Genomic DNA, 11,978 nt, shown 5'->3' with positions numbered 1-11,978 from the left:
AGAATAAGAAATTTTATGATCTTGAAAATACGGTGCATTTCTTTATCAGTAATATATTTTATTCAGTGTATGAGATGGTTGAGATGCAGAGAAAGAAAAACATGAGATAAATCTCAATACATTGGTTTGTTTGATGAAGAACTTTTAAGTATTCTGAATGTATTGATTGTATCTCATTTGCAAATGAAATAAAATTTCTATTTTATGAGAGAAGTTATCTTGGCAGTCTATGAGACTATAAAAAACTCTCATTTTTGAGAAATTATAACATCATAATTTATGACTGTTATGATTTATGAATATATTAATTTATAATGATAATTCATTTTTTCTCATATTGAATAAGAGTCTTGAATAGAAAAAGATTTTTTCATTTTGATAATGAATTTTAAAAATAGTTTTTTGTATATTATAAGTTGGCTGTGTAAATGAAATCATTTAAGGAAGAGGCAATACGCTCCTTATGAATGAATATTGAGAGTAGTAATACGATGAGCTATAAATGAATGACGATAGGGATGACATTATAGCTTAATGGGCCACAATCTTTACAACCTTTGGATGGATAATATTGTTTAATGCATTGCAAAAACGACTCTACATTCCATTGACTATTTTCTCGCAAATCCATACATGTACTGATTTGCGAGAGAATTAATCATTATACAAATGCTGATCCTAAGATAGGCAGACAAGAGATCTATCTTACCTCTTCAACTATAAGACGAAGAGCTGATGGAAACTTTATCAATAAGTTTTTTAAATTATGCACAATCTTTTTATTGGAGAGCGTTAAAGATCTGATTATAATTTGTGCTATTAATTTCCAAAGGATGTTCTTTATTGGCAACTTGTAGCATTTCTAGCTTGAGATCTTCTCTTATCATCATATCTATATTGGCGCGGACCTCAGTTGAAAGAGTATGAGACGTGATATCTTTAGGCATGGTTACAGTCTTTATTTGATAAATGATACGGTTTGTTGCAACCGGACCTTTTATGATACCATAATGACCTTTGGGAGCAGTAAATAATGCTTTAATCCCGTCAACGCCAAGAGGGGCAGATGAGTCTTGACGCCGGAGGGCTGGTGTTGTTTGTTTTGTAACACCAAGGGTATGAGCAAGAGCAACAAGACTTTTTCCTTCCGTGAGCTGTTTGAGAGCATTTTGGGCTTTTTCATCAAGAAGGCGTTGGATTTCCTCACGTTTCCATTGAGAAAGAACATCTAGCTTAGCCTCTTCAAGTGTCTTATCGCGGGCAGGAATAATTTTATCGACCTTATACCAGAGATATCCACCATTTTGAAAAGAGAGAGGATCAAGATCAACTCCTTCGTTTGATTGATAGATGGCATTCAGTAAAATATCTTTTTGAGGTAAATCTGTGAGTATTGCACCTTCAAGCGTTTTTCCCGTTTTATCGATGGTAATTGTGCGCAAAGATAACTTATATTTGTCAGCTAGCTCTTTGAGAGAAGCACCCTCAAAACGAGCATTTTCAATGGCTACATAATTGTTACGGATATCATCAGTAGCACGATTTTTGGCAAGTGTTTGACGAATATTTTCTTCTACACTTTCAAAAGGAAGAGAGCTTGATGGTTCAATATGCGTGACGCGAATGATAACAGGTCCCTGTAAGTCATTTATCACAGGACTGACTTGGCCTTGCTGAAGTTGAAAAATTTCAGATGCTAGATGATTAGGAAGTTCATTTTCTGCGATAGGTCCTTTTTTTATGTCATTAAGAGTCTTTTTTTCAGCTTTTACCAGTTCATCAAAACTTAATCCATCAGCTATTTTTTTTGCTGCATTATCGGCTTCTTCGCGTGAGGGGAAGCGCAGTTCTTCGAATGTACGCTTTTCAGGCGTTACAAAACGTGAAGCATTTTGTGTATAATAGGCTTTCGCCTCATCTGTTGAGATATTTTTAGGTTTTACAAAATCACTAAGTTCCATAGATAGTAAAGAAACAGTGCGGTATTCTGGAGCACGAAATTGACTTTGATGTGTTTTAAACCATTTTTGTAGTGTTTCGTGATCAGGATCAGCAATTGATTCCTTTTCTTTTAGATCAATAACGAGATAATCAGCAACACGCATTTCTCCTTGATAAAGAGCAAGTGCTTTATAAAAGAGATTTGGTGCTTTCATATCAGAAAGTAAAGCTGAAATAAGTTGGTTACGCTTTTCTTGTTTGGTGTAGTAATTAAGAAAAGCACTTTCACTAATACGTAACTGCTGAAGATAGTTGTAAAACAAATTTTTATCAAAAGTGCCATTTACTTGGAACATCTTATCAGAACCAATCGTATGAGCTATTGTATCTTTTGAAAGACTTATTTTCATTTTACGTGCTTGTTCATCAAGCAATATATTTTGTTGTAATTGATTAAACACAAAAGCAGGAATTCGGTATTGCTGCATTTCATTTGCTGTAAACATTCGTCCAAGATGAGCAGCATATGCTAAACGTGCGCTTTGATCGGCAAGTGCAAGACGATAATCATCAACAGTTACTGTGGACTTTCCAGACGTAATAAGATCTCTTTCGCTTTTTTTGTGTAAGTGTGGTATCCCCCATAGAAGAATGAAGCATAGGACTAAAATAGCAAGGAAAATTCTGAAAATCCAAGAATTTGTAGCATTTCTTATGACGTCAAGCATTGTTCAATCCCATTTTTAACATAAATTATTATCAAAGCTGTAGTGGAATTTGCAATAAAGAGACGAAAGATGCAAGCTTTTAAAGACTTGCTTTCGTTTTATAATTTGGTAGTACAGATAAACAAAGTATTATAAAAGTTCTTGAGGTAGAAATATGTCTCCAAATACTCGGCCTTTTCTTGCTGGAAATTGGAAAATGAATGGAACGAGTGAATCGCTTGGAGAGTTGCGTGCTATTGCTACAGGCGTTAACTCTGATCTCAGTCATCTTTTTGAGGCACTTATTTGTATCCCAGCAACACTTTTATCACGTGCTTCTGATATGCTGGATAGTGAAAATATCCTTTTAGGAGGACAAAATTGTCATTTTGATGATCACGGTCCCTATACTGGAGATATTTCAGCTTTTATGCTTAGAGACGCAGGGGCAAGTCATGTCATTATTGGCCATTCAGAACGTCGTACAGTATATCAGGAAAACGATGCGATTGTTTGCGCCAAAGTGCAAGCTGCGTGGCGAGCAGGTCTTGTGGCTCTTGTGTGTATTGGTGAAACATTAGAGGAGCGTAATAATAACAAAGTGCTGGATATTCTCACGCAGCAGCTTGAAGAATCTTTACCAGATGATGCAACAGCAGAGAATACCATTATCGCTTATGAACCTATTTGGGCGATAGGAACCGGCAATACAGCAACTCTAGAAGATATTGCAAAAATACATCATTTCATGCGTGATAAGGTGCGCTCTCGTTTTGGTGATGAAGGCAATAAGATACGTTTGCTTTATGGTGGATCTGTAAAGCCCTCCAATGCATTTGAGCTTTTAAGCATTCCTCATGTTAATGGTGTTTTGATAGGTGGAGCAAGCTTAAAAGCGGTTGATTTTTTAACTATTTGTGCTGTTTGCCGTAAACTATAGCAGAGAAATTTGAGTTTCCCCTTGGATTGTGTGCTATTTATGTGTAAATAGCTATTAAAAAGTTATTTGAAGAGCAGGGTTTATGCAAACAGTACTTATAGTTATTCATTTGTTGATTGTGATTACTTTGGTTGGTGTTATATTAATCCAACCTTCAGAAGGTGGTGGGCTAGGTGTGAGTAATAGCTCAGGGTTGATGAAAACGCGTGGATCTCGAAACCCTTTAACACGTTTGACTGCTATTTTAGCCTGTTGTTTTTTTGTTGTGTCTATTGGACTTACTGTGGTGAGTAATATATCAAATTCTAGTTCTGATATTTTAAAGCGTATACCGGTTAATTCAGAGAAGAATTCTACCAATAAAGGTTCAGAATCAGTCCCATCATCAGATGGCCCATTATCAAATGGTGAGTCTTCCCCTTCTATTCTTGAACAGCTAGGAGGCACTTCGAATTCTCCGCAGGAACAGAAACAGTCCACAAAACCTGAAGCAGAAAGTCCAGTTCCACAGGTTCTTGAAAATACAGTTCCGGATAACAGTACAAAATAGTTTTTTAAGAAAATATAGACTTTTTAAAAAGGTGATTTTTTCACCTTTTTTATTTTAGAAGAAAAATTGTTTCTTTTTGCATTTTTTGCTGGAAAAATCATTATAAATTGCTTATCACCATAAGCCCATGGCACGTTATGTTTTTATTACTGGTGGTGTGGTTTCTTCCCTTGGAAAAGGCATCGCAGCGGCGGCGTTAGCAGCGTTATTACAGGCTCGTGGCTATCGCGTACGTCTTCGCAAGCTTGATCCTTATTTAAATGTTGATCCAGGTACGATGTCACCTTATCAACATGGTGAAGTGTTTGTGACTGATGATGGTGCAGAAACGGATCTTGATCTTGGTCATTATGAGCGTTTTACTGGGCGTTCTGCAAATAGCCAAGATAATATTACAACAGGGCGTATTTATCGCAATATCATTGAAAGAGAGCGGCGTGGTGATTATTTGGGGGCAACAGTCCAAGTTATTCCTCATGTTACGGATGAAATTAAGAGATTCATTACGATGGGAAATGAGGAATTTGATTTTGTTTTGTGTGAGATAGGTGGAACGGTTGGTGATATTGAAGCAATGCCTTTTCTAGAAGCGATTCGTCAGCTTCGCAATGAGCTACCGAGAAAAAATGTCGTTTATGTCCATCTCACATTAATGCCTTATATTCCTTCGGCAGGTGAATTAAAAACGAAACCAACACAACATTCTGTCAAAGAATTGCAAGCAATTGGTATTTCTCCTGATATTTTGCTTGTACGTGCAGATCGATCTATTCCAGAAACAGAACGGTGCAAATTATCACTTTTTTGCAATGTTCGCTCCAATGCAGTCATTCAGGCATTAGATATGCCAACAATTTATGATGTTCCTATGGCATATCATAAGGAGGGTTTGGACTCTGAAGTTCTTTGCGCTTTTGGAATCGATTCGGCACCTGCCCCTCAGATGGATCGGTGGGAAGATATTACGCATCGTATCCACCATCCTGAAGGAGAAGTTACGATTGCTGTTGTGGGAAAATATACGGGCTTAAAGGATGCTTATAAATCTCTTATTGAAGCGATTGCGCATGGTGGTTTAGCGAATAAAGTGAAAGTTAATATTGAGTGGATTGATTCGGAACTTTTTGAAAAAGAAGATTCTGTTTCAGCTTTACAAAAAGCCCATGGAATTTTGGTTCCAGGTGCTTTTGGGGCACGAGGGGCAGAAGGAAAGATTCGAGCAATTCAATTTGCACGAGAGCGTAAAGTTCCATTTTTAGGGATTTGTTTTGGGATGCAATTAGCTTGTATAGAGGCTGCGCGCAATATTGCACAGATTAAGAATGCTTCATCAAGCGAGTTTTGCGAAACAGAAAATCCAATTGTAGGTTTAATGACAGAATGGCTTAAAGGAGACGTTCTTGAAAAACGTACAAGAAATGGTGATCTCGGCGGATCAATGCGTCTTGGTGCTTTTGCTGCTGAATTAAAAGAAGAGAGTCATATTGCTCAAATTTATGGAATGACCAAGATTGTTGAACGACATCGTCATCGTTATGAGGTCAATATTGATTATAAGGATAAGTTAGAACAGTGTGGTTTGATTTTTTCTGGGATGTCTCCTGATGGTATTTTACCAGAAACGATAGAATATGCAGATCATCCATGGTTTATTGGTGTTCAATATCATCCAGAATTAAAATCTCGTCCTTTTGATCCTCACCCGCTTTTTTCTTCTTTTATTGAAGCCGCTGTAGAACAAAGTCGATTAGTTTAATGCATAAATTGGGTTACTTTGCTTTTGAGGGATAAAATGACTAAACCAAATGCCCGTGTGAAAGTTGGGAATATTATTTTTTCAAATGAAATGCCTCTTTCATTAATCGCAGGGCCGTGTCAGATGGAAAGTCGCGATCATGCTTTTGAAATGGCTGGTCGTATTAAAACAATTACCGATCAGCTTGGTATCGGGTTTGTTTATAAATCGAGTTACGATAAAGCTAACCGAACTTCTTTGGGTGCGGCACGTGGTATTGGTCTTGAAAAAGCAATGGCTGTTTTCTCTGATTTAAAAAAGGAGTTTAAATGCCCTGTACTAACTGATGTGCATACAGAAGAGCAATGTACAATTGTTTCTTCTACGGTTGATATTTTACAAATACCGGCTTTTTTATGTCGTCAAACAGATCTTTTGGTAGCAGCCGCCAAAACAGAATGTGTTATTAACATTAAAAAAGGTCAGTTTTTAGCGCCTTGGGACATGGAAAATGTTTTAAAAAAGGTTGTTTACAGTGGTAATCCGAATGTTATGCTTTGTGAGCGAGGCACGTCATTTGGCTATAACCGGCTTATTTCTGATATGCGTTCGTTGCCTATTTTACGTTCATTTGGTGCTCCTGTTATTTTTGATGCAACGCATTCTGTTCAAGAACCTGGGGGGCAGGGTGCTTCATCTGGTGGACAGCGTCAATTTGTTGAAGTTTTAGCGCGTGCGGCTGTTTCTGTTGGGGTAGCTGGTATTTTTTTAGAAACACATCAAGATCCAGATAATGCACCTTCTGATGGACCCAATATGGTTAAACTTGATAATTTACAAAGATTGCTTGAGACACTAATGGAGTTTGATTATCTGTCAAAGAAGTTAAATTGAGAAGAGAAAAAACATTTCATTAATAGGACATTAGAAATGAATCGAGACTTTTATTGGATAAGGAAGCACATATGACTATAATTGTCGATATCATTGGGCGTGAAGTTCTTGATAGCCGTGGTAATCCAACGGTAGAAGTTGATGTTCATTTGGAGAATGGAGCTTTTGGTCGCGCTCTGGTTCCTTCGGGAGCTTCAACAGGAGCACACGAGGCTATAGAGCTTCGTGATGGTGGTTTGCGCTATCAAGGGAAAGGTGTTGAAAAAGCGGTTGCTGCAGTTAATGGGGAAATTCTTGAAGAACTTGGTGGGCGGGATGCAACAAATCAAATTGCTATTGATCAAGCAATGATTTCTTTGGATGGAACGCCAAACAAAGCCCGTCTTGGAGCTAATGCGATTCTTGGTGTTTCATTAGCTGTTGCAAAAGCAGCTGCGGATTCATTAAATTTACCGTTGTATCGTTATATTGGTGGTACACAAGCGCATATTCTTCCAACTCCTATGATGAATATTATTAATGGTGGCGTTCATGCTGATAATTTGATTGATTTTCAAGAGTTTATGATTATTCCTATAGGAGCCCCTACTGTAAGAGAAGCCATCCGTTATGGCGCTGAGATTTTCCATGCATTGAAAAAGCGTTTAAAAGATGCAGGTTATAATACCAATGTTGGTGATGAAGGTGGTTTTGCTCCTCAATTTAAAAGTGCTGATCAAGCCATTGATTTTATTATGGAATCTATCATAACATGTGGCTACAAACCAAGTGAACAAATTGCCATTGGTTTAGACTGTGCTTCAACCGAATTTTATAAAAATGGTTCGTATTTTTATAAAGGTGAGGGGAAATGCCGTGACATCCAAGAGCAGGTAGATTATTTAGCGCAGCTTGTGAAAAATTATCCTATTATTACAATTGAAGATGGAATGGCAGAGGATGATTGGGAAGGTTGGAAGCTTCTCACTGACACAATTGGAGAAAAATGTCAGCTTGTTGGTGATGATTTGTTTGTAACGAATTCAGCGCGTTTGCGTGATGGTATCAAAATGGGGGTAGCCAATTCTATTCTCATAAAAGTTAATCAAATTGGTACATTGAGTGAAACACTTGATGCTGTAGAAGTAGCACATAAAGCAGGTTATCGTGCCATTATATCTCATCGTTCAGGCGAAACAGAGGATTCTTTCATTGCAGATCTTGCTGTTGCAACAAATTGTGGACAAATTAAAACAGGTTCTCTTGCTCGTTCGGATAGATTAGCAAAATACAATCAACTTATTCGTATTGAAGAAATGCTAGGATCCCAAGCACGTTATGCTGGTGATGTATATCGTTGATTGTTGTGAGCACAAAATATGAAAGTATAAGATCATTTAGATTATAAAATTGAGATTTTTATTAAAGGCATATACGCAATAATTTTTAAGTGTTCAAATTTATAGGGATTAATATGAGAGGCGTAATTATTAGTCAAGATCAAGGGACTTATCTTGTTTCGGGTGATGATGGTAAACGTTATCAGTTTGCGACTTGGGATTGGTTGGGAAAGAATCCACCAAGGATTGGTAATGCTGTTGATTTTGTCTGTGAAGGGGGTGTTGTCAGTTCTGTTTTTCCATTGTTGAGACCAGGTACAGAGAATTCAAAGATAATGTTCGCACTCCTTTGTTGGTGTGCAGGTATCTTTGGTGTCCATCGCTTTATGGTTGGTAAAGTTCGGACTGGTGCTTTAATGCTGGTTCTATCTTTATCATTGTTTGGATTGATAATTACCGGTATTTGGGCAATTGTTGATTTTATAGTCATTGTTGGTGGAAGATTTACCGATAAAGATGGGAATCAAATTACAGATTTGTAAAAATTTACAATAAAAAGAAAATAATTAAGTTTACTTTTTATTTCGATCAATATATTGAGTTGCATAATGCAAGGTTATTGTACTCTATTTCTTTAATGCGAGATATTAAGAGAAATATGCACAGTTGAATATATGTATAGTTGAATAAAAGCATTGGAAAAGACTGTGCTGTTTTATGTGGGTAAAACAACGACGTAAATCCACTAAGGTGTTTTTTGTATTGCTGCTTATAGCAGCAGAAACATTAGATTATTGGGGGGGATCAGAACTATTTTAATTTCACGTTTATCATGGCTGCTACAAATTTTATTTACGCTGTGAGGTTAATCGATATATCATCAAATTAGAAATAATCTCTTTATGAATAACACATAAGGAGCAGCTTTATAGGTGGGCAAGGATGAAAGGTAGGATTATTGGTCAGGATCAAGGAGATTATTTTGTTTCTGGGGCTGATGGTAAGCGCTATCAATTTGCGAGTTGGGATTGGTTAGGAAAAAAACCACCAAAGGTAGGGGATACCGTTGATTTTGTATATGAAGATAATGTTGTTAAATCTGTTCTCCCTCTTTTGAGTAAAACTCAGTCAGAAAAATCAAGATTGGCGATAGCACTTGTTTGTTGGTTTTTTGGATGGTTGGGAATTCATCGCTTTATGGCTGGTAAAGTCGGAACAGGCATTGCAATGCTTCTTATAAGCCTACTAAGTATACCATTTACTTTTGGGGTAGGGATACTTTTAGTAACAGGGCCTTGGTCATTCATTGATTTTATAGTTATTTTATCCGGATATTTTAGGGATGAAAATGGGGATAAAATTATAAATTGGTAGAAATTTTAGAATAATATAAAATGTAAAGAGCTAAGAATTTTCTTTACTTTTAATGTTGTAAATATATTAATTTAATAATGTAAATTATTTTAGTCTATGTCTTTAAATGTGAAATATTAAAGAAAATTATGAATATTTAAATAAAACTATTGAAAAAGACTGTACTATTTCATATGAGAAAAGAAAAAGTGCAAATCGAACAGCGTGCTTTATATTACCACTTATAATTGCGGGAATTTTAAGTTGTTGGGGGATTTTTAGCTTTTTAAATTGTCATATATCACGGTGAAGACAGATTGTATTCATGCAGTGAGGTTTATTCAACATATTATCATATTAGAAGAAAAGCTTCTTTATGAATAACAATTTTATAGGTGGTGAAGATGAAAGGTAAGATTATTGGTCATGATCAAGGAGATTATTTCATTTCAGGGGCTGATGGTAAGCGCTATCAGTTTGCGAATTGGGATTGGTCAGGAAAAACGCCGCCGAAAGTTGGTGACGTCGTTGATTTTGTGTGTGAAGGGGATACCATTAAATCTATTTTCCCTATCTTGACTGAAGGTCAGTCACAGCAATCAAAAGTGACGTTAGCGGTCGTTTGTTTTTTTCTAGGTGGACTAGGACTTCATCGTTTTATGGTTGGTAAAGTTGGAACGGGCATTGCAATGCTTATTATAAATATAATAAGTGTAATATTTATAATAAGTGTAATATTTATGCCGGTAGGGCTTATAGGAATTTTTTTGATAATTACACCTTGGGTATTGATTGATTTTATAGTCATTTTAACAGGAAATTTTAAGGACAAAGATGGGTGTAAAATCACAACTTAGAGGATATCCAATATTTATAATATAAAAAGTGGGGCATTCAGCTTACTTTAATTGTATTTAAGGGGGGGACTTTGGTGGTAACAAATTGTTTGCATGTGTAGATTTGGTAATGAGGTGTTAATCAAAATCGTGCATAGTTGGGCAGAATATTAAAAAATTTGTGCTGTAAAGACTGTGCTATTTTATGTGGACAAAGCAGAAACGTCGATCAATCAAAGTACGCTTTGTACTACCTCTTATGACGGTGGGAGTCTTAAGCTATTTCAGTTATCACATTTATCATGGTGAGTATGGATTGTATTCACGCAGTGAAGTTAATCAGCATATTAGCGAATTAGAACAGGAGCTTCATAAAATAGAAGCTGAGCGGATATTCATGGAAAAGCGTATTTCTCTTTTACGCAACGGGCATATAGAAAAAGATATGTTGGATGAGTATGTCCGAAAGAATTTGAACTTTTCTAAGCCAAATGAACTGACAATCTTAATACCTTGAAATGATACCAAAGGTAAATGAAAAATCGCTTAATTTAAACAACAATCAGCAATGATATTGTTTAAGCCGATTGATAAGGCTTGTAACTTTTGTTCGTAAAGGTTATTCCTAAATAATCATAAAAGGGAGTTTAATATGGCAGAACGACTTAAAAAAAATTCTGCGTCGGTGGCGCGCACTGCATTATCAAGCACCACAAAGAAAGCACCAATAGCAGACTTTACAAAAGAAGAAGAAATTGATGCTTATCGTGAAATGCTTTTAATTCGCCGTTTTGAAGAAAAAGCAGGACAACTTTATGGTATGGGGCTTATTGGGGGATTTTGTCACCTTTATATTGGTCAGGAAGCCGTTGTTATAGGAACATTGAAAGCAGCCAAAGAAGGTGATCAGGTTATTACGTCTTACCGTGATCATGGTCATATGTTAGCCGTTGGGATGAGTCCGCGTGGTGTCATGGCAGAATTAACGGGACGTCAAGGTGGCTTTTCCAAAGGGAAAGGTGGCTCGATGCATATGTTCTCTAAAGAAAAGAACTTTTATGGAGGACATGGTATTGTTGGTGCGCAGGTTTCCATTGGTTCAGGTTTGGCATTTTCGAATCAGTACCTTGGTAAAGATAATGTGACATTGGTTTATTTTGGTGATGGTGCTGCAAATCAGGGGCAGGTTTACGAAAGTTTTAATATGGCTTCACTTTGGAAGCTTCCCGTTGTTTATATTATTGAAAACAATCAGTATGCTATGGGAACGTCCGTTTCACGTGCATCTGCAGAAACTGATTTTTCTCGCCGTGGTCTTTCTTTTGAAATTCCAGGTATTGTTGTTGACGGTATGGATGTTCGATCAGTAAAAGGAGCTGCTGATGAGGCAATTTCTTGGGCACGATCAGGTAAAGGACCGATCATTCTTGATATGCAGACCTATCGCTATCGTGGTCATTCCATGTCTGATCCAGCAAAATATCGTTCAAAGGAAGAAGTCCAAAAAATAAAAGAGGAACACGATCCGATTGATCAAGTAAAAAGTCGGATTCTTAAGAAAAATTGGGCGAATGAAGATGATTTAAAGTCTATTGAGAAAGAGGTTCGTGCAATTGTTGCTGATGCGGCAGATTTTGCACAAAGTGATCAAGAGCCAGATGCTTCTGAGCTCTATACTGATATTTTAGTTTGATGCGAGGGAA

General features: G+C 36.7%; 11 protein-coding genes. 10 read left to right on the top strand and 1 reads right to left on the bottom strand.

What is annotated here, in order from left to right; genetic code table 11:
• Positions 1-779: 779 nt before the first annotated feature.
• On the bottom strand, positions 780-2,669 hold the full coding sequence (locus ACFIK6_RS01475; RefSeq protein ID WP_375677286.1) for a peptidyl-prolyl cis-trans isomerase: 1,890 nt from the start codon (positions 2,667-2,669) through the stop codon (positions 780-782).
• A gap of 154 nt (positions 2,670-2,823) precedes the next feature.
• Between ACFIK6_RS01475 and tpiA the strand changes: the two genes are divergently transcribed.
• From tpiA to pdhA, 10 genes are all read left to right on the top strand, one after another.
• Positions 2,824-3,588, top strand: coding sequence for a triose-phosphate isomerase (gene tpiA / locus ACFIK6_RS01470; protein ID WP_375677285.1), 765 nt, complete (start codon positions 2,824-2,826; stop codon positions 3,586-3,588).
• A gap of 82 nt (positions 3,589-3,670) precedes the next feature.
• Positions 3,671-4,138, top strand: a complete 468-nt coding sequence (secG, locus tag ACFIK6_RS01465) for a preprotein translocase subunit SecG (protein ID WP_375641470.1) — start codon at positions 3,671-3,673, stop codon at positions 4,136-4,138.
• A 127-nt stretch (positions 4,139-4,265) separates the two neighbouring features.
• Positions 4,266-5,894, top strand: a complete 1,629-nt coding sequence (locus ACFIK6_RS01460) for a CTP synthase (RefSeq protein ID WP_375641469.1) — start codon at positions 4,266-4,268, stop codon at positions 5,892-5,894.
• Between the two features lie 36 nt (positions 5,895-5,930).
• Complete coding sequence (gene kdsA / locus ACFIK6_RS01455) at positions 5,931-6,767, top strand: 3-deoxy-8-phosphooctulonate synthase (RefSeq protein ID WP_375641468.1); 837 nt, start codon at positions 5,931-5,933, stop codon at positions 6,765-6,767.
• Between the two features lie 71 nt (positions 6,768-6,838).
• Positions 6,839-8,107, top strand: coding sequence for a phosphopyruvate hydratase (gene eno / locus ACFIK6_RS01450; RefSeq protein WP_375641467.1), 1,269 nt, complete (start codon positions 6,839-6,841; stop codon positions 8,105-8,107).
• Positions 8,108-8,220: 113 nt separating this feature from the next.
• Positions 8,221-8,628, top strand: a complete 408-nt coding sequence (locus ACFIK6_RS01445) for a TM2 domain-containing protein (RefSeq protein ID WP_375641466.1) — start codon at positions 8,221-8,223, stop codon at positions 8,626-8,628.
• A 400-nt stretch (positions 8,629-9,028) separates the two neighbouring features.
• The gene (locus ACFIK6_RS01440) at positions 9,029-9,460 is read left to right on the top strand and encodes a TM2 domain-containing protein (RefSeq protein WP_375641465.1); all 432 of its coding nucleotides are present in this window, start codon (positions 9,029-9,031) and stop codon (positions 9,458-9,460) included.
• A 383-nt stretch (positions 9,461-9,843) separates the two neighbouring features.
• Positions 9,844-10,296 (top strand): TM2 domain-containing protein, encoded by a 453-nt coding sequence (locus ACFIK6_RS01435; protein WP_375641464.1) that lies wholly within the window; start codon positions 9,844-9,846, stop codon positions 10,294-10,296.
• 184 nt (positions 10,297-10,480) lie between these two features.
• Positions 10,481-10,792: a septum formation initiator family protein gene (locus tag ACFIK6_RS01430; RefSeq protein WP_375641463.1), complete on the top strand. Its 312-nt coding sequence runs from the start codon at positions 10,481-10,483 to the stop codon at positions 10,790-10,792.
• A 135-nt stretch (positions 10,793-10,927) separates the two neighbouring features.
• Positions 10,928-11,968 carry a pyruvate dehydrogenase (acetyl-transferring) E1 component subunit alpha gene (gene pdhA / locus ACFIK6_RS01425; RefSeq protein ID WP_375641462.1) on the top strand — a complete coding sequence of 347 codons (1,041 nt, stop codon included), beginning with the start codon at positions 10,928-10,930 and terminating at the stop codon, positions 11,966-11,968.
• Positions 11,969-11,978 lie beyond the last annotated feature (10 nt).

Origin of the sequence: Bartonella sp. AS69XJJH (assembly GCF_042195585.1) — a bacterium.
Taxonomy (GTDB): domain Bacteria; phylum Pseudomonadota; class Alphaproteobacteria; order Rhizobiales; family Rhizobiaceae; genus Bartonella.
Note: the sequence above shows the minus strand (reverse complement) of the source record. Positions and strands in the feature narration are given on the sequence as shown.